We start from the raw sequence: 20,254 nt of genomic DNA, 5'->3' as shown, positions 1-20,254 counted from the left end.
GTCATCAAGATGAGAAAGGACAGACAAATGACACGCCAAACCGCTGCGTTGGTTTTCACGACCGCACTTGCCGCCGTGCTGGCGGGCCCCTTGGCCGCGCAGTCCAAGGGCGACTGGACCGTCGGCGTCGGGATCGGCTGGGTTGACCCCAAATCGAGCAACGGCACGCTGGCTGGTGCCAAGGCCGAAGTCGGCGACAACATCCGGCCGACCTTCACCGCCGAATACTTCTTCCAGGACAACTGGGGGATCGAGCTTTTGGCAGCGACGCCGTTCAAGCACAATGTGTTCTTGGGTGGCAGCTATGCCGCGACGGTTAAACAACTGCCCCCGACCCTGAGCGTGAACTATCACATCCCGACGCAGACCGCCTTCAAACCCTTCGTCGGTCTCGGCCTGAACTATACCACCTTCTTCGACGAAAGCTCGCCCTTGGGAAAGATCTCGCTGGATGACTCCTGGGGCGTGGCGGTGCATGCCGGCGTCGACTACGCGATCAGCGACAACGGCTCGATGCGCTTTGACGTACGCTGGATCGATATCAGCTCCGACGTGTCGCTGAACGGCGCCAATATCGGGACGGCGGATATCAACCCGCTGGTTGTCGGCGTGTCCTACGTGCATCGCTTCTGATCCTCCGACATCGCGAGGGGGTGTTTCCCCCTCGCGCTGCTGATCGGCCCGCGCGCTCCCCTCGGTCGCGCGGGCCGTTTGCGTCTGGGGGCCTTCTCCTCTCAGCCCATCGACGCCATGAGTTCCCGCCCGATCAACATCCGGCGGATTTCGCTGGTTCCTGCTCCGATCTCCATCAGCTTGGCGTCGCGGAAGATGCGGCTGACGGCGGCGTCCGAAAGGAAACCCGCCCCGCCCATCGCCTGCACCGCCTGATGCGCCTGCACCATCGCCTGTTCGCTGGCATAGAGACAGCAGGCCGCCGCATCCTGCCGCGTCACCGTGCCGGCGTCGCAGGCCTTGGCGACCTCGTAGACATAGGCGCGGGCCGAGTTCATCGCCGTATACATATCGGCGATCTTGCCCTGCATGAGCTGGAAATTCCCGATCGGCTGACCGAATTGCTTGCGCTCGGCCAGATAGGGCATGATTTCATCAAGGCAGGCGGCCATGATCCCCAGCCCGATGCCCGCCAGCACCACCCGTTCGTAATCGAGCCCCGACATCAGCACGCGGACGCCCTTGCCCTCTTCGCCCAGGACATTCTCGAAGGGCACTTCGACATTGTCGAAAATCAATTCCGCCGTGTTCGATCCGCGCATCCCCAGCTTGTCGAAATGCGGCGAGGTGGAGAAGCCTTTCATCGTCTTCTCGACGATAAAGGCGGTGATGCCTTTCGAGCCGCCCTCGGGATCGGTCTTGGCATAGACCACCAGCGTATCGGCATCCGGGCCGTTGGTGATCCAGTATTTGTTGCCGTTCAGAACGTAATAGCCATTCCGCTTTTCGGCGCGGAGCTTCATCGAAACGACATCCGAGCCCGCCGAAGGTTCGCTCATCGCCAGGGCGCCCACATGTTCGCCCGAAACGAGCCCCGGCAGGTATTTGCGTTTCTGCTCCTCGCTCGCGTTCAGCTTGATCTGATTGACGCAGAGATTTGAATGCGCGCCATAGGAGAGTGAAACGCTGGCACTGGCCCGCGCGATCTCCTCCACCGCCACGGTATGGGCCAGATAGGTCAGTCCGGTGCCGCCATACTCCTCGGACACGGTGATCCCCAACAGCCCCAGATCGCCCATCTCGCGCCAGAGCGCGGCGGGGAAGTCATTGCTGCGGTCGATCTCGGCCGCCAGCGGCTTGACCCGCTGCTGCGCCCAGCGATGCACGCTCTCGCGCAGCGCATTCACGTCCTCGCCCAGATCGAATTGCATGGTCGCGTTGAACATGGCCCCTCCCCGGCGCTTTATTGAACACACGTTCATTTAATATGCGCAGCAATCGAGTCGCGTCAACCCGCTTGCGCAGGCCGTGGTCCACAGCACGAGATGCGCCCGTGCCGGACACGCCGGGACGCAGTGAAAAGCAAAAGGCCCCCGTCGCAAGGACGAGGGCCGGATCGGTCGCGGAGTTCCGATCACTTTCACAATGTATTCAGACCATTGCAGGCCGTTGTTCTGGAGCGACCTCAAGCATTACGACACCCGGAGCCCCCTCATGCCTCCGAAGCGCTCGGATGCAGGATCAGGTAAAATCTCACCTCGGTGCCGGCCCCTTCGGTGCTCTCGATCTCGATTGCACCGCCATGTTCCTCGATAATGGCGCGGGAGATCGACAGCCCCAACCCGGCGCCTTCCGACGGCCTCCGGTCGGAAAAATCAGCCTGGGTGAACGGATCGAACAGGGTCGACAGCGCCGGTTCCGGAATACCGATCCCCTCGTCGCGGATCGAAACCCCGACATGGGCGCCATTGCGTTCGACCGCGATCTCCACGGCGCCGCCCTGATGCGAAAACTTCACCGCGTTGGACAGCAGATTGGTGATCGCCTTTCTGAGCCGCTCTTCATCGCCCTTGACCCAGATCGGCCGATCAATGCCCTTGCTGTCGATGCGCACCGCCTTTTCGGGCTTGTAGCCCTCCATCTCCTTCATCGTCCGCTGCATCAGCACCGAAAGATCGAGCTTTTTCAGCCGCGACACCATCCGCCCCGAGGCGATCCGCTCCATATCCAGCAGATCCTCGATCAGATGCTCCAGCCGTGTGGTGTTCTTCAACCCCATCGCCGCAAGCTGGCCGGCACGCTCCGGCGTCGCGTTGCACAGACCCGAACGGATCAGTTCGAACGCGCCCTTTATCGTGGTCAAAGGCGTGCGCAATTCGTGACTGACATTGGCAACGAACTGCTGCTTGGCGATCTCGGCCTGTTTGCGCTGACTGATATTGCGGATGTGGGCCAGAAACCGCGGCTCCTCCCCATCGGGGGAGATCATCTGAATCGTCACCTCGGCGGGATTGCTGCGCCCATCGGGACGCTGCTGGCTGGCCTCGAAGGAAATCCATTTGCGCCGCCCTTCGATCAATGGCGCCAGACGCCCCGAGACATCCTGTACCGACACCCCCTGCAGCAAGGCCGGCAAGGTCAGCCCGTTCATCGGATGCCCCAGCGCCCTGAGCCGGATCCGCGCGCCGCGGTTGGCATAGAAGACCTCGAGCGTCTCGGGCCAGAACAGATAGATCTCGTCCTTGATCAGATCGAAGGACAGCCGTTGCTGCCGCACCCCCTCGGCCAGTTTGGTCTCGGTGATATCGGTTCCGATCGAAAGAAATTTCTCCGGCTTCTTGTTCGCCCCGATATAGGGCACGATGGTCACACGCATCCAGAACACCTCGCCGGTCTTGCGAGAGTTCTTGAATTCGCCCTGCCAGATCCGGCCCGCCGCGATCGTTTCCCACATATCGCGGAAAAAGCCCGGGCTGTGATGTTCTGACTTGATGATCCCATAGGGGCTGCCGATCAGCTCTTCCCGACCAAAGCCGCTCAGTTCCGCAAATTTGCGATTCACATATATCATATGGCCGCTGGCATCAGCGACGCTGATGACCGCATGTTCCCCCAGCGCCTCGATGATAAAGCCTTCACCCCCACCAAAACCAGACTGCTCCCGCGAGGGGAACAAACTGGCAAGATCCGGCTGAGCCGCACTCGCGTTCATGCGCATGTCCTTGTTATTATCCTCGCATTTTCTAATGCATGGCCTGCCCGCGCCATTTACATAACATACGCGATGCCTTGTTACAAAAATCAACCTAAAATTGCGCAAATTTTTTCGCGTAGCGAAATTTCGCCACAGCGTTGTGCGGAACGACCGTTCGGGATGCGAACCGGAAAGGAAAAACCCGGACAAACCAATGCGCTGCGCACAAGACGGTAACCGAACCGGTTATCCGCCGACGAGAAACGACTCAACTTACGTAAAGTAAATCTTTACGCCCCCTGCCAGACCGCGCCCACTTCGGAGCGGATGATCCGAGCGATCAGCGCACAATCCTCAAGACTGAAGGTCAACGGCACCCGCATGTCGACGATGCCCGCCAGCACCCGGTCGCTTTGCGGCATCGGCTCCGACGGGGCATAGCGCCAGCTGTCATAACGCGAGGTGAAGCCATGCGGCTCCGCGGCGCCGAACCATTTCAGCTCCACCCCCCGGGCAGCGCAGCGCTTAAGCACCTCGCCCACCTTCTCCGCCGACCAGTCGAGCAGCAGGAACTGGATCGAGGAGCCGACATAGACCTCCTGCTCGGGACGCTCGATCACCGTCAGCCCCGGAGTGCCGCGCAGCCCCGCCTCGATCGCCTGATAGCGTTCGTTCCACCGCGCGACCTGCTGGTCCAGAATGCGCAGCTGCGGCCGCAGGATCGCGGCACGCAGGTTGTCCATGCGGCCGGAAATGTTCGGCGTCTCGTATTTGATCCGCTCGAAAACCTCGACGCCCGGCGCCGCCAGATGACGTTCGAACAGCATATAGGACCCCGAGAGCATCACCGCCCGCGCCGCGATCTCCTCGTCATCGGTGATCAACAACCCGCCCTCGCCAGAGTTCACATGCTTGTAGGTCTGGCAGGAATAGCAGCCCACCGCCCCGGTCCGACCGGACGGCACCCCATTCCACGAGGCCCCCATGGTATGGGCGCAATCCTCGATCACGGTCACGCCGGCAGCGTCGCACATCGCCATCAACCGGTCCATGTCGCACAGATGCCCGCGCATGTGGCTCAGCATCAGAACCTTGGCCTGATCCAGTTTCGCCGCCAGATCGTCAAGGTCGATCACCAACTGTTCCGTCACCCCGACATAGATCGGCACCGCGCCGACCGAGGCGATGGAGCCCGGCACCGGCGCCAGGGTGAAGGCGTTGGTCAAGACGGTGTCGCCCGGTCTCACCCCCACCGCGCGCAAGGCGGTTGCCAGAGCATAGCCGCCCGAGGCCACCGCCAGAGAGTATTTCGCCCCCATCTGGGCGGCGAATTCCTGCTCCAGCAGGGCGGTCTCTCCCAGCTCTCCGGGGGCGGTGTTGTAACGATGCAGGCGGCCATGGCGCAAAACGGCGAGCGCGGCCTCGATCGCCTCTTCGGGGATCGGTTCCTGCTGGGTGAAATTGCCGGTGAATGTCTCTGTCATGCGGTGTTTGTGAGACCGCCGCGCGGGGCGGTCAAGAGCGTGCGCACGAGAATTCATCAAGCTGTCATAATCCGGCCGGGCACTTGCTGACCGATCCGCCCGATGGGACGCGCGGCAACGCGAACCGCCCCCCGATCACGATTGACCGATGCCGGTCCGCGACAAGGCGACGGCTTCCTTCGCCTTGGCGCGCCGCTGTCCGATCAGCGGTTCGCGCCGATCAGCCGCGCCACCAGCCCCGGCAAGTCTTCATAGCGTTCCAGCAGCGCCTCGGGCGCCAGCGCCGCCATATCGTCGCCCGCCGGCCCGAAGGTCACCAGGACCGAGGGCACGCCGGCGGCGCGGGCGGTGTTGCGGTCGGTATCGGAATCCCCCACCAGCAGGGTTCGGGCCGGATCGCCGCCCGCACGGCGCGCCGCCTCTCGCAACGGCTCCGGGTCGGGTTTGCGCACCGAAAGCGTATCCGCCCCGATGAGCGAGGCGAAATCGTCCCTCACCCCAAGGCTTTGCAGCAATTGATCGGCCAGCGCCTCGGGCTTGTTGGTGCAGATACCAACGCCATAGCCCGCCTGTTTCAGCGCCGCCACCGCCGCCATCGCACCGGGATAAAGCACCGTGTGCCGGTCGATCTGATCGGCATAGGCCTCAAGCAGCACGGGATAATAACGATCGACCACTTCGACGTCATACCGCCCGGCACGTTCCAGCCCGACGCTCAGCATCCGCCGCCCGCCCCTCAGCGCGGTGCCCTGGTCGCGGGCGGCGTCCAGCACATCGCCCAGCCCCATCTGCCGGAAACAGGCATTCGCCGCGGCGATCAGATCGCCCGAGGTATCGGCAAGCGTCCCATCCAGATCGAAGATCACCGTGCGCATGTCCTGCCCCCTTTCGGCGTGTTTTCGCCCGCTTCGACGGGCAGGTGTTGCAGCCCGCAACCTTGTTTGATCGCACCAAAGCTTGCGCCCCTGCCTCCAGCCGATAAAACGGGCCAAGCGAAAACACAAAGAGAAAACGCGATGAGCATTGCCCTCGTCATCCTGGCCGCAGGCAAAGGCACCAGGATGAACTCAGACCTGCCCAAGGTGTTGCACCCGATCGGCCAGGCGCCGATGCTGGCCCATGCGATGCAAAGCGGCGCGGCGCTGGAGCCCGCCCGCACCGTCATCGTCGCCGGCCATGGCGCCGATGCGGTCGCCCGCGCGGTGGCCGAAATCGACGAGGACGCCCAGGTGGTGATCCAGGAAGAGCAGCTCGGCACCGCCCATGCGGTCGATCAGGCCCGCGCCGCGCTGGCGGGGTTCGAGGGCGACGTGGTGGTCCTTTACGGCGACACCCCCTTTGTCAGCCCCGAAACGCTGGAGCGGATGATCGAGGCGCGCAAGGCGAACGATCTGGTCATCCTCGGCTTTCACGCCGCCGACCCGGCCCGCTATGGCCGGCTGGTGATGGCGGGCGACCGGCTGGAACGGATTGTCGAGTTCAAGGAGGCCACCGATGAAGAGCGCGCGATAAGCTTTTGCAACAGTGGGCTTTTGGCCTGTGATGCCGCGACGCTTTTCGATCTGATCGCCGCTGTGGGCAATGACAATGCCGCTGGCGAATACTACCTGACCGATGTGGTCGAACTGGCCGCCGCCCGGGGTCTTGCGGTGACCGCGGTCGCCTGCGACGAAAGCGAGACCCTAGGCGTCAACTCCCGCGCCGATCTGGCCGCGGCCGAGGCGGTGTTCCAGGCCCAGGCCCGGGGGGAACTGCTGGAGATCGGCATCACGCTCACCGCGCCGGAGACTGTCTTTCTCGCCTTTGACACGGTGATCGGCCGCGACACGGTGATCGAACCCAATGTGGTCTTCGGCCTGGGCGTCACCGTCGAATCCGGCGCCACCCTGCGCGCCTTCTCGCATCTCGAAGGCTGCCACGTCAGCCGTGGCGCCATCGTCGGCCCCTATGCCCGGCTGCGCCCCGGCGCCGAACTGGGCGAAGACAGCCACGTCGGCAATTTCGTCGAGATCAAGAACGCCTATATCGGCGAAGGTGCCAAGGCCAATCACCTGACCTATATCGGCGACGCCAGCGTCGGCGCCGGCACCAATATCGGCGCCGGGACCATCACCTGCAATTACGACGGGGTGATGAAACATCACACCGAGATCGGGCGGAACGCCTTCATCGGGTCGAACACCATGCTGGTGGCCCCGGTCACCATCGGTGACGGCGCCCTGACGGCGAGCGGATCGGTGATCACCCGCGACGTGGAGCCCGGCGCCCTGGCCTTGGCGCGCGCCGAACAGGTCAACAAACCGGGCCGCGCGCGCAAACTGTTCGACATGTTGAAAGCCCGCAAAGCGAAACGCGATCAGGAGACCGAATAATGTGCGGAATTGTCGGGGTTCTCGGCCAGCATGAGGCCGCGCCCATCCTCGTTGAAGCGCTGAAACGGCTGGAATATCGCGGCTATGACAGCGCCGGGATCGCCACGATCAACCACGGGGTTCTGGACCGCCGCCGCGCGGTGGGCAAGCTCGTCAACCTCTCCGACCTGTTGGTGCACGAACCGCTGGCCGGCAAGGCCGGCATCGGCCATACCCGCTGGGCCACCCATGGCGCCCCGACGGTCGAAAACGCCCACCCCCATCGCTCCGGTGCGGTCGCCGTGGTGCATAACGGCATTATCGAGAATTACCGCGACCTCCGGACCGAATTGGCCAGGGACGGCGTCAACTTCCAGACCGATACCGATACCGAAACCGTGGCGCTGCTGACCGCGCGCAACATGACGGCCGGCCAGGGCCCGGTCGAGGCCGCCTTTGCCGCCATCGACCAGCTCAAGGGCGCCTTCGCGCTGGCCTTCCTCTTCGAAGGCGAGGACGATCTGATCGTCGCCGCCCGCAAGGGCTCGCCGCTGGCCATCGGCCATGGCGAGGGTGAGATGTTCGTCGGCTCCGACGCCATCGCCTTGGCGCCCCTGACCAACCGGATCACCTATCTCGAAGAGGGCGACCGCGCCGTGGTCACCCGCGCCGGCGTGCGCATCTTCGACGAGACCGGCGCCCCGGTCGAACGCGTCGAGAAGACCATCCAGATCAGTGCCGCCCGCGTCGACAAGGGCGGCTACAAGCATTTCATGGCCAAGGAGATCGCCGAGCAACCCGCCGTGGTGGGTGAGGCGATCCGCCACTACCTGCCCGCCGGCGACGACACCGTGCGGCTGCCGGGCGAAGGGCTGGACTTCACCAAGGTCGAGCGGCTGACCATGGTCGCCTGCGGCACCGCCTATTACGCCTGCCTCACAGCGAAATACTGGTTCGAACAGCTCGCCCGCATCCCGGTCGAGGTCGATGTCGCCAGCGAATTCCGTTATCGCGAACCGCCGATCCCAGCGGGCACCGCAGCGCTTTTCGTCAGCCAGTCGGGCGAAACCGCCGATACTTTGGCGGCGCTGCGCTATTGTCGTGGCAAGGCGGATCACATCCTGTCGGTGATCAACGTCCCCGAAAGCTCCATCGCGCGGGAAAGCGATCTGGCGCTGCCGATCCACGCGGGTGTGGAAATCGGCGTCGCCTCGACCAAGGCCTTCACCTGCCAGCTCACCGTGCTGCTGATCCTGGCGCTGAAGGCCGCCGCCGACCGGGGTGAGATCGGGCCGGAGACACTGGCCGATCACATTGCCGCCCTGCGTGGCCTGCCGCAGCTGATGAATATCGCGCTCGACGGCGCCGACCCGATGCATCGCGCCGCGCTGCAACTGGCCGAGGCGCGCGACGTGCTGTTCCTGGGGCGCGGGCTGATGTATCCTCTGGCACTTGAAGGCGCGTTGAAACTCAAGGAAATCAGCTATATACACGCCGAAGCTTATGCGTCAGGAGAACTCAAGCACGGCCCGATCGCGCTGATCGACCCGAGCATGCCGGTGGTGGTGATGGCCCCCAAGGACGGGCTTTTCGACAAGACGGTCTCCAACATGCAGGAGGTTCTGGCCCGCAAGGGCAAGGTGATGCTGATCTCGGATGAGGATGGCATCGCCGAGGCCAAGGACGGCGTCTGGTCGACCATCCGCATGCCCCGCGTCGCGCCGCTTCTGGCCCCGATCCTCTACGCCCTGCCGGCGCAGCTTCTGGCCTATCACACGGCAGTGGCCAAAGGCACCGACGTCGATCAGCCGCGCAACCTGGCGAAGTCGGTCACCGTCGAGTAAGCCTGCCTCTGGCGGGGTCTCGGGCGGGCGCCGAAAACCAGGCCCGCCCGTCCCCTTCTTCTCTGCCCAAATACTCGGGGCGGAGCGGCGGCCCCGCCGCACCGGGGGGCGAAGCGCCCCTCCCGAAACGCCCTCACGAAAGGACAGAGGATGCTTGCCCCCTATCTCGCCCAGCTCGAAACACGCGGCGACGCCGACAAGGCGGCGGAAATGGCGGCCTATCACAAGGCGGCGCGGCGCTATCTCGGCATCGCCAACCCGGTGCTGATGGACCTGGCGCAGGACTGGCGGCAGCATCTCGACATCGCCGGCCGCGTGACGCTGGCCGATCAGCTCTGGCAAACCGATATCCACGAGGCCCGCATCCTGGCGGCCAAACTGTTGACCCAGGCGCGGATCCGGCCTGACGATGCGGTCTGGGCGCTGATCTGTTCCTGGCTGCCCGATTTCGACGCCTGGGCGATCGCCGACGCGGTAGCAAGCGCGGCGCAGAAGCGGCTGACCGCCGATCCGGCCCGGCTGGATGAGGTCGAGGACTGGACCCGCTCCGATCACATGTGGACCCGGCGCGCCGCGCTGGTCTGCACCCTGCCCTGGACCAAGCAGAACCACCCCAAGCCCGAAGAGCTGGCCGCGCGCGACCGCATTCTCGGCTGGGCGGCGGGCTATGTCGACGATCGCGACTGGTTCATCCAGAAGGCGATCGCCTGGTGGCTGCGCGACCTCAGCAAGCATGACCCGGAACGGGCGCGCGGTTTTCTGGCCGAGCACGGCGCGCGGTTGAAACCCTTCGCGCGCCGGGAGGCGGGAAAATACCTGCCCGAGGCCGATCAGCCGCCGGCGTAGACCTCGATCTTGATCAGATCGGTCAAGGGCGCTCCGAGCGCGCGGAACCCGTCAAGCGACAGCCGGCTGCCTGCCGAGACCTCCCCCGAGGCGGGCAACAGCGCCACCGCGACCCAGCGGCCCGAACTGGGCCAGACCACCCGCCCCTTGCCGGCGGTCTTGACCAGCGGGGTTTCCAGCCACAGCCCGGCCTTGCCCGGATCTCCGAGGCTGGCGACAGAGGCCCCCAACCGGCCGTCGGCGGCCTTGGGCACGGCGGCGACCGGCGGCGTTTGCGGCAGCGCTTCGACGACGGGCGGCGGCGCGGAGGCCGCCGAGGCCGCCGAGGCCGCGCGTGCCGCGGTGGTGCCGCGGCCGTCCACTATGCCGCCGATATCGTCGAGCAGGGTGAAATTGGACAGCTCGGTATTGACCCGGGACTTCACGGCGCCGACCTGGCTGCAGCCGGCAACCAGGGCCAGCGAAAGGAACACTGCATATCTCATGCCCAGACCATAGCCGGGCCCGTCGGCGCCTGCCAGCCACAAAGCCGTCACCTTATCCCTTGCCGGCCCCCCTGCCGCGCTTTACCTATGCGCTCATGATTGGCCCGCTGATCGACCCCTTTGCCCGCGCGATTACCTATCTGCGCGTCTCCGTCACCGATCGGTGTGACTTCCGATGTGTCTATTGCATGTCGGAGAACATGACCTTCTTGCCGAAGAAAGACCTTCTGACGCTGGAGGAACTCGACCGCATGTGCTCCACCTTCGTTCACATGGGCGTCGAGAAGCTTCGCATCACCGGCGGCGAACCGCTGGTGCGCCGCGATATCATGACCTTCTTCCGCGCCATGACCCGGCATCTGGACTCCGGCGCGTTGAAGGAGCTGACGCTGACCACCAATGGCTCCCAGCTCGAACGCTTCGCCGCGGATTTGTACGATGCCGGGGTGCGGCGGGTGAATATCTCGCTCGACACGCTGGATGAGGACAAATTCGCCGCGATTACCCGCTGGGGCCGGCTGCCCCAGGTGCTGCGCGGCGTGGATGCGGCGCAGCGCGCGGGGCTGCGGGTCAAGATCAACGCCGTGGCGCTGAAGGGGGTGAACGAGGATGAGCTTCCCCGCCTGACCGAATGGTGCGCCGAACGAGACATGGACCTGACCTGGATCGAGGTCATGCCGATGGGAGACATCGGCAACGAAAGCCGGCTCGATCAATACTGGTCGCTGAAGGACGTGCGCGCGCGCTATGCCGACCACTATACCGTCACCGATCTGGCCGAACGCACCGGCGGGCCGGCGCGCTATGTGCGGCTGGAGGAGACCGGGCAGAAGATCGGCTTCATCACGCCGCTCAGCCATAATTTCTGCGAAAGCTGCAACCGGGTGCGGCTGACCTGCACCGGAGAGCTTTACATGTGTCTCGGGCAGGAGGACATGGCCGACCTGCGCCTGCCCCTGCGCAACCACCCCGATACCGAAGCGCCGTTGCAAGAGGCGATCCGCGCCGCCATCGGTCGCAAGCCCAAGGGTCACGATTTCGACTATTCCCGCCAGCGGGCCGACGGGCAGATGCCCCGCCACATGAGCCATACGGGCGGCTGATGGCGCAGCCCCCAGCGCTCTATCGCCTGTACCGGCGGCTGACGCCCCTGCTGCTGCCGCTTGCCTGGCGGTCGGTGTCGCGCCGGCTTGGCGATCACGGGGTCAGCGCCCTGCGGGCCGGCGAGCGGCTGGGCCACGCCAGCCTGCCGCGCCCTTCCGGTCGGCTGATCTGGTTCCATGCCGCCAGCGTCGGCGAAAGCCTGTCCGTGCTGCAATTGATCACCGTGATGGGCAAGCGCCTGCCCGATACCGAATTCCTGATCACCTCGGGCACCGCCACCTCGGCCGAGCTGGTGGCGAAACGCCTGCCACCGCGGAGCCGACACCAATTCGCCCCGCTCGACGCGCCGGCTCCGGTACGGCGGTTCCTGGATCACTGGCGCCCGGCGGCGGCGCTTTTCGTCGAAAGCGAGCTTTGGCCGCTGATGATCGTCGAAACCTCGGATCGCGGCGTGCCGCTGGCGCTGGTCAACGCGCGGCTGTCGCAGAAATCGGTCGAAAGCTGGCGCAAATGGCCGAAGACCTCGCGCTTCATCTTCAACCGCTTCGCGCTGCTGCTGGCGCCCAATCGGCAGACCGCCGATGACCTGATCGCGCTTGGCGCCCCCGCCGACCGGGTCGGGCTCTCGGTCAACCTCAAGGCCACCAGCGCGCCACCCCCGGTCGATGCCGACCTGGTCGCCGATCTGCGCAAGACGATCGGCAAGCGCCCGATCTGGCTCGCCTCCTCCACCCATCCGGGAGAGGAGGAGATCGTGCTCGCGGCCTATCACCGGCTGCTGGCCAGCCACCCCGACCTGCTGCTGATCCTCGCCCCCCGCCACCCCGAACGCGGGGACGAGGTCGCGGGGCTGATCACCAAGGCCGGCCACTCCACCGCCCGGCGCAGCACCGGGGAGAGGGTGACGCCCGACACCCAGGTCTATCTCGCCGATACGCTGGGCGAGACCGGCAGCTGGTACAGCCTCGCCCCCTTCGCCTTTCTCGGCGCCACCCTGGCCGACAAGGGCGGCCACAACCCGATCGAACCGGCGCAATTCGGCGTGCCGTTGATCGTGGGCCCCTCGCGCGCCAACAACCGCGCGGCTTTCGAGGCGCTCTCCCTCGCCGGCGGGCTGGCCGAGGTTTCGGATGCGGCCACCCTTGCCAGCGCCGTGGCGCGCTGGCTCGACGATCCCGCCGCGCTCAAGCAGGCCCAGGCCGGCGCCCGGCGGCTGGTGCGGGATCAGGACAGCGCGCTGCAGGACATCGCCGCACGCCTCTGCGCCGCGCTGCATCTGGAGCCAGGCGATGCCTGATCTCTTTGTCACCAATTTCAACCGCAACTTCACCGGCGTCTCGGCCACCGCCGCCAATGTGATCCGCCAGCAGATCAAGACCCACGATCTGGCGCTGGTGGGCCAGCCGCTGCCCGGCTGCCCCGATCCGATCTCCGTCGCGCAAGCCCGGGCACTGTCGCGTCAGGCGCCGAAAGACCGCCCCTTCGCCATCTGGCACGTGCGCCGCAATACCGAGATGCGCGCCGCGATCTGGGCCCGCGACGTGCTGCGCCTGCCGATCCGCATCGTCTTCACCTCGGCCGCGCAACGGCGGCATTCGGCGCTGCCGCGCTGGCTGATCTCGCGCATGGACGCGGTGATCGCCACCACCGAGGCGGCGGCCGGCTTCGTCCCCCATGTGCGCGCCGTGGTCCCCCACGGGGTGGATACCGAGCTGTTCAGCCCCGCCCATAACCGCGCCGCCGCCTGGGGCGCGCTGGGATATGGCGGCGAGATCGGCATCGCCACCATCGGACGCATCCGCCCGGAAAAGGGCACCGACCTCTTTGTCAAGGCGATGCTGTGGCTGTTGCCCGATCTGCCCGGCGCCACCGCGCTGGTGCTGGGGCGTGCGGCGCGCGAACATCAGGGCTTCCTGCAGGGGCTGAAGGACCGGATCGCCGCTGCGGGCCTTGCCGATCGCATCCTCTTTCCCGGCGAAATACCGGCGGCAGCGCTGCCCACGCTGATCCGCGCCCTATCGCTGGTGATGCAAATGCCGCGCTACGAGGGCTACGGCATGGCGCCGCTCGAAGGCATGGCGAGCGGCGTGCCCTTCGTCGCCAGCGACGCCGGCTATTACCGCGCCTTCTCGGCGCAGGGGCGGAGCGGGCTGGTGGTTCCACTCGAAGCCGCGACCGAAGCCGCCGAAGCGGCGCGCGCCCTGCTCACCGATCCGGCACGCCACGCCGCGATGGCAAAGGCCGCGCGCGAGGTGGCGGAGGTCAGCTTCAGCGCCCACGCCGAGGCGGAGGGGATCGAGGCGGTCTATCAAGGGCTCTGGACGCGACTTTAACCCACCAACGCCCCCCTTCTTCTTGTCCACAAATACGGCGGGGGAGGTGCGGCGGCGCCGCACCGGGGGCAGAGCCCCCTTCCCCGTTTTCCACCCCGCTCAGGCGGCGGGCATACGCTGTTCGACGATCTCCGCCCACCAGGAGCAGCCGGCCGGGATCGCCTCGTCGTTGAAGTTGTATTCCGGGTGATGCACCATGGCGCCCGGGCCGTTACCGAGCAGGATATAGGCGCCGGGACGCTCCTCCAGCATGAAGGCGAAATCCTCGCCCCCCATCACCATCGGCGCATCCTCGCATTGGCCGGATACCTTGCGGGCCACATCGGCGGCGAATTCGGTCTGCTCCTTGGTATTGGCCATCACCGGATAGCCGGGGTGATACTGCACCTCGACGGTGCCACCATAGGTGGCGGCGACGCCGGCGCAGATCGCCTTGATCCGCTCTTCCGCAAGCTCGCGGATTTCCTTGCTCATGGTGCGCACGGTGCCCTTCAGATGGGCCTTCTGCGGGATCACGTTGAAGGCCTTGGACGAGGTCTCGAAGGAGGTGACCGAAACCACCACCTGGCCGACCGGGTCGGCGTTGCGGCTGGCGATGGTCTGCAGCGCGGTGACCGCCTGGGCCGCCATCACCGCGGTGTCGACGGTCTCATGCGGGCGCGCGGCATGGCCGCCCTTGCCTTCGAAATAGATGTCGAACTGGTCGGTGCCGGCGAAGAAGGCGCCGGGGCGGATGGAGAACTGCCCGGTGGGCAGCCCCGGCCAATTGTGCATGCCATAGACCTCCTGGATGCCCCAGCGGTCCATCAGCCCGTCGTCGCACATCTCCTTGCCGCCGGCGCCGCCCTCTTCGGCGGGCTGGAAGATCACCACCACGGTGCCGTCGAAATTGCGGGTCTCGGCCAGATACTTGGCGGCGCCCAGCAGCATGGCGGTATGACCGTCATGGCCGCAGGCGTGCATCGCGCCCGGCGTCTTCGAGGCATAGGGCAGCCCGGTCGCCTCAACGATCGGCAGCGCGTCCATGTCGGCGCGCAGGCCGATCACCTTGCCCGACCCGCTGGCCTTGCCCTTGATGACGCCGACAACGCCAGTGCGGCCGATACCGGTCACCACCTCGTCGCAGCCGAACTCCTGCAGCTTCTCCGCCACCACGGCCGAGGTGCGCAGGGTGTCATAGAGGATCTCGGGATGTTCGTGCAGATCGCGCCGCCAGGCGGTGATTTCGTCCTGAAGCTCGGCAAAGCGGTTCTTGACCGGCATGGTGACACTCCTTGTCGTTTGTCGTTTTGCGGCCCAAACCGGGGCCTTTCGTTGTCTGTCTCGCCCCTCAGGCCGCGGGCATCCGTCGTTCCACCAGCTCGGCGAACCAGCTCGCCCCCACCGGCAGGATATCGTCGTTGAAGTTATATTCGGGATGGTGCAGATCCGCGCCCATCCCATTGCCGAGATTGATCATCGCCCCCGGACGTTCCTTGAGCATATAGGAGAAATCCTCTCCCCCCATGCTGAGGTCGATGCTGTCGCAGCCGCCGGTCACGGCGGTGGCGGCCTCGGCCGCGTACTGCGTCTGCGCCTCGGCGTTGATGGTCACCGGCACGCCATGGTCATAGCTCACCTCGGCGCTGCCGCCGAAGCTCTCCGCGATGCCGGCGGTGATCTGTTTCACCCGGGTCTCGATCTGGGCGCGCACCCCGGCGTCATGGGTGCGCACGGTGCCGCGCAGCTCGGCCTTGTCGGGGATCACGTTATAGGCGGTCGAGGAGGTGACCGCCGAGGTCACCGAAAGCACGCCCTGCAGCACCGGATCGACATTGCGCGCGACCACCGTCTGCAGCGCCACGATCAGATGCGCCATCATCACCGTGGTGTCCACGGTGACGCCGGGATTGGCCGCGTGGCCCCCCTTGCCCTGAAGCTGGATGCTGAAATTGTCGACCGAGGCCAGCAGCGGTCCGGGCCGGATCGCCATCACCCCCGTCGGCACGCCCGGCGCGTTGTGGATGGCATAGACCTCCTGAATGCCCCAGCGGTCCATCAGACCGTCCTTGCACATGGCAAGCCCGCCCTTGCCGCCCTCTTCCGCCGGCTGGAAGATCAGCACCACGGTGCCGTCGAAATTGCGCGTCTCGGCCAGGTATTTCGCCGCCCCCAGCAGCATGGCGGTATGGCCGTCATGACCGCAGGCGTGCATCACGCCCGGGGTTTTCGAGGCATAGGGCAGACCGGTCGCCTCGAGGATCGGCAGGGCGTCCATGTCGGCGCGCAACCCGACCACCCGGCCAGACCCGCTCTGCCGGCCCTTGATCACCCCCACCACGCCACTGCGGCCAATGCCGGTGGCGATCTCGTCACAGCCGAAGTCCTTCAGCTTCTCGGCCACCAGCGCCGCGGTGCGGAAGGTGTCATAGAGAAGCTCGGGGTGTTCGTGGATATCGTGCCGCCAGGCGGTGATTTCATCCTGCAACTCGGCAATACGATTTCTGATCGGCATCGGGCGCGTCCTTTTGTCTGCTGGCGGCCCGAGGTCCGGGCCAGCCGTCTTCGGCGGGGCGAATTTGGCGGCGCTCAGGCAGCCGGCATCCGCCGTTCCACCAGCTCCGAGAACCAGGAGCAGCCGGCGGGGATCGCCTCGTCGTTGAAGTTGTATTCCGGGTGGTGCAGCGTGGCGCTATCCTCGCCATTGCCAATGAGGATGAAGGCGCCCGGGCGTTCCTGCAGCATATAGGAGAAATCCTCGCCCCCCATGGTCAACGGCGCCTCGACGCAGGCGCCAGCCACATCCCTCGCCACCTCGGCGGCGAAGGCGGTGGGGTCTTCCGCGTTCACCGTCACCGGCACATACGGGGTATAGGTGACCCTGGCCTTTCCGCCGAAGGACTGCGCCATGCTTTCGCAAAGCTCCGGAATGCGGCGCTGGATCAGCCTTTGCAGATCGGGCGAATGGGTGCGCACGGTGCCGCGCAGCGTCACCGATTGCGGGATCACGTTATAGGCATGCGAGGAGGTATCGACCGAGGTGACCGAAACCACGCCCTGCGCGATCGGATCGGCGTTGCGGCTGATGATGGTCTGCAGCGCCAGGATGATCTGGCTGGCCATCACCGTGGGGTCGATGGTCTCGTTCGGTTTGGCGGCGTGACCGCCAAGGCCGGTCACCATGATCTCGAACTCATCTGCCGAGGCCAGCATCGGACCGGAGCGGATGGCGAAGACCCCCACCGGCATGCCCGGCGCGTTGTGCATGCCATAGACTTCCTTGATGCCGAAGCGGTCCATTACGCCATCCTCGATCATCGCCTTGGCGCCGCTGCCCAATTCCTCGGCCGGCTGAAACAGCAGCACCACGGTGCCGTCGAAATTGCGGGTCTCTGCCAGGTATCTGGCCGCGCCCAGCAGCATGGCGGTATGGCCGTCATGGCCGCAGGCGTGCATCACCCCGGCGTTTTCCGACGCATAGGCGGCGCCGGTCGCCTCGAGGATCGGCAGCGCATCCATGTCGCCGCGCAGGCCGATCACATTGCCGCGGGTATCGGTCTTGCCGCGGATCACCCCCACCACACCGGACTTGCCGATGCCGGTCACCACCTCGTCACAGCCGAATTCCCTGAGCTTCTCGGCCACCACGGAAGAGGTTCGGCCCAGATCGAAGCCGATTTCGGGATGTGCATGCAGATCCTGACGCCAGGCGGCGATTTCAGGGGCGAGGTCGGCGATACGGTTCTTGATGGGCATATCTTCGGCTCTTTCTCTCGGAAAACTCAGGCGGCGGGCATCCGCTGTTCGACCAGCTCGGCGAACCAGCTGCAGCCGACCGGGATCACCGCGTCGTTGAAATCGTACTTGGGATGATGCAGCCCCGGACCGTCGCCGACGCCAAGGAAGACATAGGCGCCGGGGCGCTCCTCCAGCATGAAGGAGAAATCCTCGCCCGCCATGATCGGCGGGGTGTCCCGATCGACCTGGGGCGTCACCAGCGCGGCGACATCCCCCGCGATCGCAACGCTGTCGGCATCGTTCACCGTGACCGGGTAATCGCGCAGATAGTCGATCTCGGCCACGCAGCCATAGGCCTCGGCGGTGGCGGCGGTCAGCTTGGTCAGCCGCTCCTGCGCCAGATCGCGCACCTGGCTCGACAGCGCCCGCACGGTGCCACGCAGCAGCACGGTCTGGGGGATGACGTTGAACGCCTCGGTATCCGACCGCAGGGTGCAGACCGAGACCACCACATGATCCAGCGGGTTGACATTGCGCGAGGCAATGGATTGCAGCGCCACCACCACCTGGGCTGCGGCGAGATTGGTGTCGATCGCCTGATGCGGCGCCGCGGCATGGCCGCCGCGTCCGGTGAGGGTGATCTCGAACTGGTCGGTCGAGGCCATCAACGCGCCGGGGCGCATGGCGAAGGCGCCCTCGGGCAGGCCGGGCATGTTGTGCAGCCCGTAGACCTCCTGAATGCCCCAGCGCTCCATCAGCCCGTCGCGACACATGGCACGACCGCCGCCGCCGTTTTCCTCGGCCGGCTGGAAGATCAGCACCACGGTGCCATCGAAATTGCGCGTCTCGGCCAGGTATTTGGCGGCGCCCAGCAGGATCGCGGTGTGGCCGTCATGACCGCAGGCGTGCATCTTGCCCGGGGTCTTCGAGGCATAGTCCTTGCCGGTCGCCTCCAGGATCGGCAGCGCATCCATGTCGGCGCGCAGCCCGATCACCCGGCCCGAGGTGTTGGATTTGCCCTCGATCCGGGCCACCACGCCCGATTTCCCCACGCCGGTGGTGATATCGGTGATCCCGAAGTCGCGCAGACGGTCGACCACGAAGCCGGCGGTGTTCTGGCAGGCGAATTCCAGTTCCGGGTTCTCGTGCAGGTATCGACGCCACCCGGTGATTTCGGCGTGCATCTCGGCAAGACGGTTCTTGATCGGCATCTCAGACCTCCTGCAGACGGGTGACGAGACGGTCCATGAAGGCGGCGCCGGCCTCGAACTGGGCGATGGTGATGAATTCGTCGGGCTGATGCGCCTGGGCGATGTCGCCGGGCCCACAGACCGCCGCCGAATAGCCGGCGGATTGGAAATGCCCGGCCTCGGTGCCGTAGCTCACCACATGGGTGGCATTGTCGCCGGTGACCTGGCGGATGATCTCCTCGGCCGCCCCCTCCGTTTCGGGGCGCAGCCCGGGAACGGAAAAGCGTTCGGTCACGTCGATCCGGGTTTCCGGCACCACTGCCTTCATCTCGGCCTCGACCTCGGCCACCTTGGCCATCAGGCGGACATGCCAGTCGTCCAATGTTTCATCCGGCACGGCGCGAAAGCCGAAATCGAACCGGCAATGTTTGGCGGTGATATTGGCCGCCGTGCCGCCTTCGATCAGCCCGGTGTGCAAGGTGGTCCAGGGCGGCACGAACATCGCCGCGATGGGCGACGGGGTCTTGGCCCTCTGTTCGGCGTTGACCTCGTTTTCCCAGGCGATGATCTTGGCCGCCTCCATGATCGCGTTGATCCCGGTATGCAGGATCGAGCTGTGGACCTCGTGCCCCCAGACGTCGATCCAATAGCCGCGGCCCGACTTGTGGCCGGTCACAGTCTTCATCATCGACGGCTCACCGATGATGGCCGCCGTCCCCTTGGGCAGCACCTTCTGCATCGCCTCGATCAACGGCGGCGCGCCGGTGCAGCCGACTTCCTCGTCATAGCTGAGCGCGATCTGCAGCGGGCGGTTCACCCCGCGCGCCTGCGCCTCGACCAGGGCCCAGATCGACAGCGCGTCAAAGCCCTTCATATCGGCGGCGCCCCGACCATAGAGCTTGCCGTCGCGTTCGGTCAGCACGAAGGGATCGTCGGTCCAGGGCTGACCATCGACGGGCACCACATCGGTATGACCGGAGAGCACCACGGCCCCCTCTTCCCAGGGGCCGACATGGGCGAAAAGCGCCGCCTTGTCGCCGTCGTCGTTGTAATGGCGGTGGGCGGAGATGCCGTGGCTGGCCAGATACTCCTCGACCCAGTCGATCAGGGGAAGGTTGCTGTCGCGGCTGACAGAGGGAAAGCTCACCAACTGGGCGAGGATCTGGCGGGGGGTCAATCGGGTCGGCATCTAAGGTCCGTTCGGTAGGGAAAATCCCGGGCCGCGCGGTGGCGCGAAGGCGTCTTGTCCGCCGG

General features: G+C 65.7%; 17 protein-coding genes. 7 read left to right on the top strand and 10 right to left on the bottom strand.

Annotated features, from left to right (window positions below):
- Positions 1–27 precede the first annotated feature (27 nt).
- Positions 28–633 carry an OmpW/AlkL family protein gene (locus ACN0V4_RS04265; protein WP_417673348.1) on the top strand — a complete coding sequence of 202 codons (606 nt, stop codon included), beginning with the start codon at positions 28–30 and terminating at the stop codon, positions 631–633.
- A 101-nt stretch (positions 634–734) separates the two neighbouring features.
- On the opposite strand, the gene ACN0V4_RS04260 is transcribed toward ACN0V4_RS04265, so the two are convergent.
- The 4 genes from ACN0V4_RS04260 to ACN0V4_RS04245 form a co-directional block, all read right to left on the bottom strand.
- Positions 735–1,898 (bottom strand): isovaleryl-CoA dehydrogenase, encoded by a 1,164-nt coding sequence (locus ACN0V4_RS04260; RefSeq protein ID WP_417673346.1) that lies wholly within the window; start codon positions 1,896–1,898, stop codon positions 735–737.
- Positions 1,899–2,164: 266 nt separating this feature from the next.
- Complete coding sequence (locus tag ACN0V4_RS04255; protein ID WP_417673344.1) at positions 2,165–3,664, bottom strand: ATP-binding protein; 1,500 nt, start codon at positions 3,662–3,664, stop codon at positions 2,165–2,167.
- 272 nt (positions 3,665–3,936) lie between these two features.
- Entirely contained in the window at positions 3,937–5,130 is a 1,194-nt protein-coding gene (locus tag ACN0V4_RS04250; protein ID WP_417673342.1) for a DegT/DnrJ/EryC1/StrS family aminotransferase, read from the bottom strand.
- A 203-nt stretch (positions 5,131–5,333) separates the two neighbouring features.
- Positions 5,334–6,005, bottom strand: coding sequence for an HAD-IIIA family hydrolase (locus tag ACN0V4_RS04245; protein WP_417673340.1), 672 nt, complete (start codon positions 6,003–6,005; stop codon positions 5,334–5,336).
- Between the two features lie 141 nt (positions 6,006–6,146).
- Here ACN0V4_RS04245 and glmU point away from each other — a divergent pair, with 141 nt between their 5' ends.
- The 3 genes from glmU (at position 6,147) to ACN0V4_RS04230 (ending at position 10,171) form a co-directional block, all read left to right on the top strand.
- Entirely contained in the window at positions 6,147–7,502 is a 1,356-nt protein-coding gene (gene glmU, locus ACN0V4_RS04240) for a bifunctional UDP-N-acetylglucosamine diphosphorylase/glucosamine-1-phosphate N-acetyltransferase GlmU (protein ID WP_417673338.1), read from the top strand.
- Positions 7,502–9,325: a glutamine--fructose-6-phosphate transaminase (isomerizing) gene (gene glmS, locus ACN0V4_RS04235; protein ID WP_417673336.1), complete on the top strand. Its 1,824-nt coding sequence runs from the start codon at positions 7,502–7,504 to the stop codon at positions 9,323–9,325. Before glmU ends, glmS begins: the two co-directional genes overlap by 1 nt.
- A gap of 150 nt (positions 9,326–9,475) precedes the next feature.
- Positions 9,476–10,171 carry a DNA alkylation repair protein gene (locus tag ACN0V4_RS04230; protein ID WP_417673334.1) on the top strand — a complete coding sequence of 232 codons (696 nt, stop codon included), beginning with the start codon at positions 9,476–9,478 and terminating at the stop codon, positions 10,169–10,171.
- Here ACN0V4_RS04230 and ACN0V4_RS04225 read toward each other — a convergent pair.
- Positions 10,156–10,644: a hypothetical protein gene (locus ACN0V4_RS04225; RefSeq protein WP_417673332.1), complete on the bottom strand. Its 489-nt coding sequence runs from the start codon at positions 10,642–10,644 to the stop codon at positions 10,156–10,158. The genes ACN0V4_RS04230 and ACN0V4_RS04225 overlap by 16 nt on opposite strands.
- 107 nt (positions 10,645–10,751) lie before the next feature.
- Here ACN0V4_RS04225 and moaA point away from each other — a divergent pair, with 107 nt between their 5' ends.
- Genes moaA through ACN0V4_RS04210 form a run of 3 tightly spaced genes read left to right on the top strand, consistent with a single transcriptional unit; the run spans position 10,752 to position 14,093 of the window.
- On the top strand, positions 10,752–11,759 hold the full coding sequence (moaA, locus tag ACN0V4_RS04220; protein ID WP_417673912.1) for a GTP 3',8-cyclase MoaA: 1,008 nt from the start codon (positions 10,752–10,754) through the stop codon (positions 11,757–11,759).
- Complete coding sequence (locus tag ACN0V4_RS04215; protein ID WP_417673330.1) at positions 11,759–13,057, top strand: 3-deoxy-D-manno-octulosonic acid transferase; 1,299 nt, start codon at positions 11,759–11,761, stop codon at positions 13,055–13,057. Before moaA ends, ACN0V4_RS04215 begins: the two co-directional genes overlap by 1 nt.
- Positions 13,050–14,093 (top strand): glycosyltransferase family 4 protein, encoded by a 1,044-nt coding sequence (locus tag ACN0V4_RS04210; RefSeq protein ID WP_417673328.1) that lies wholly within the window; start codon positions 13,050–13,052, stop codon positions 14,091–14,093. The genes ACN0V4_RS04215 and ACN0V4_RS04210 overlap by 8 nt, the downstream gene beginning before the upstream one ends.
- 99 nt (positions 14,094–14,192) lie before the next feature.
- Here ACN0V4_RS04210 and ACN0V4_RS04205 read toward each other — a convergent pair whose 3' ends face one another.
- From ACN0V4_RS04205 to argE, 5 genes are all read right to left on the bottom strand, one after another.
- A complete protein-coding gene (locus ACN0V4_RS04205; protein ID WP_417673326.1) occupies positions 14,193–15,356 on the bottom strand; it encodes a M20 aminoacylase family protein in 1,164 nt (387 codons plus the stop codon).
- A gap of 67 nt (positions 15,357–15,423) precedes the next feature.
- Positions 15,424–16,587: a M20 aminoacylase family protein gene (locus ACN0V4_RS04200; protein WP_417673324.1), complete on the bottom strand. Its 1,164-nt coding sequence runs from the start codon at positions 16,585–16,587 to the stop codon at positions 15,424–15,426.
- Between the two features lie 74 nt (positions 16,588–16,661).
- Positions 16,662–17,828, bottom strand: a complete 1,167-nt coding sequence (locus tag ACN0V4_RS04195; RefSeq protein WP_417673322.1) for a M20 aminoacylase family protein — start codon at positions 17,826–17,828, stop codon at positions 16,662–16,664.
- A gap of 26 nt (positions 17,829–17,854) precedes the next feature.
- Entirely contained in the window at positions 17,855–19,021 is a 1,167-nt protein-coding gene (locus ACN0V4_RS04190) for a M20 aminoacylase family protein (RefSeq protein ID WP_417673320.1), read from the bottom strand.
- Position 19,022: 1 nt separating this feature from the next.
- A complete protein-coding gene (gene argE, locus ACN0V4_RS04185) occupies positions 19,023–20,189 on the bottom strand; it encodes an acetylornithine deacetylase (RefSeq protein ID WP_417673318.1) in 1,167 nt (388 codons plus the stop codon).
- Between the last annotated feature and the right edge of the window lie 65 nt (positions 20,190–20,254).

Source organism: Pseudodonghicola sp. (genome assembly GCF_048268305.1).
GTDB lineage: Bacteria > Pseudomonadota > Alphaproteobacteria > Rhodobacterales > Rhodobacteraceae > Pseudodonghicola.
Note: the sequence above shows the minus strand (reverse complement) of the source record. Positions and strands in the feature narration are given on the sequence as shown.

Coding starts and splice junctions, on each gene's coding strand:
- ACN0V4_RS04265 (WP_417673348.1), top strand. CDS start 28: ATGACACGCCAAACCGCTGCGTTGGTTTTCACGACCGCACTTGCCGCC.
- ACN0V4_RS04260 (WP_417673346.1), bottom strand. CDS start 1,898: ATGTTCAACGCGACCATGCAATTCGATCTGGGCGAGGACGTGAATGCG.
- ACN0V4_RS04255 (WP_417673344.1), bottom strand. CDS start 3,664: ATGAACGCGAGTGCGGCTCAGCCGGATCTTGCCAGTTTGTTCCCCTCG.
- ACN0V4_RS04250 (WP_417673342.1), bottom strand. CDS start 5,130: ATGACAGAGACATTCACCGGCAATTTCACCCAGCAGGAACCGATCCCC.
- ACN0V4_RS04245 (WP_417673340.1), bottom strand. CDS start 6,005: ATGCGCACGGTGATCTTCGATCTGGATGGGACGCTTGCCGATACCTCG.
- glmU (WP_417673338.1), top strand. CDS start 6,147: ATGAGCATTGCCCTCGTCATCCTGGCCGCAGGCAAAGGCACCAGGATG.
- glmS (WP_417673336.1), top strand. CDS start 7,502: ATGTGCGGAATTGTCGGGGTTCTCGGCCAGCATGAGGCCGCGCCCATC.
- ACN0V4_RS04230 (WP_417673334.1), top strand. CDS start 9,476: ATGCTTGCCCCCTATCTCGCCCAGCTCGAAACACGCGGCGACGCCGAC.
- moaA (WP_417673912.1), top strand. CDS start 10,752: ATGATTGGCCCGCTGATCGACCCCTTTGCCCGCGCGATTACCTATCTG.
- ACN0V4_RS04215 (WP_417673330.1), top strand. CDS start 11,759: ATGGCGCAGCCCCCAGCGCTCTATCGCCTGTACCGGCGGCTGACGCCC.
- ACN0V4_RS04210 (WP_417673328.1), top strand. CDS start 13,050: ATGCCTGATCTCTTTGTCACCAATTTCAACCGCAACTTCACCGGCGTC.
- ACN0V4_RS04205 (WP_417673326.1), bottom strand. CDS start 15,356: ATGCCGGTCAAGAACCGCTTTGCCGAGCTTCAGGACGAAATCACCGCC.
- ACN0V4_RS04200 (WP_417673324.1), bottom strand. CDS start 16,587: ATGCCGATCAGAAATCGTATTGCCGAGTTGCAGGATGAAATCACCGCC.
- ACN0V4_RS04195 (WP_417673322.1), bottom strand. CDS start 17,828: ATGCCCATCAAGAACCGTATCGCCGACCTCGCCCCTGAAATCGCCGCC.
- ACN0V4_RS04190 (WP_417673320.1), bottom strand. CDS start 19,021: ATGCCGATCAAGAACCGTCTTGCCGAGATGCACGCCGAAATCACCGGG.
- argE (WP_417673318.1), bottom strand. CDS start 20,189: ATGCCGACCCGATTGACCCCCCGCCAGATCCTCGCCCAGTTGGTGAGC.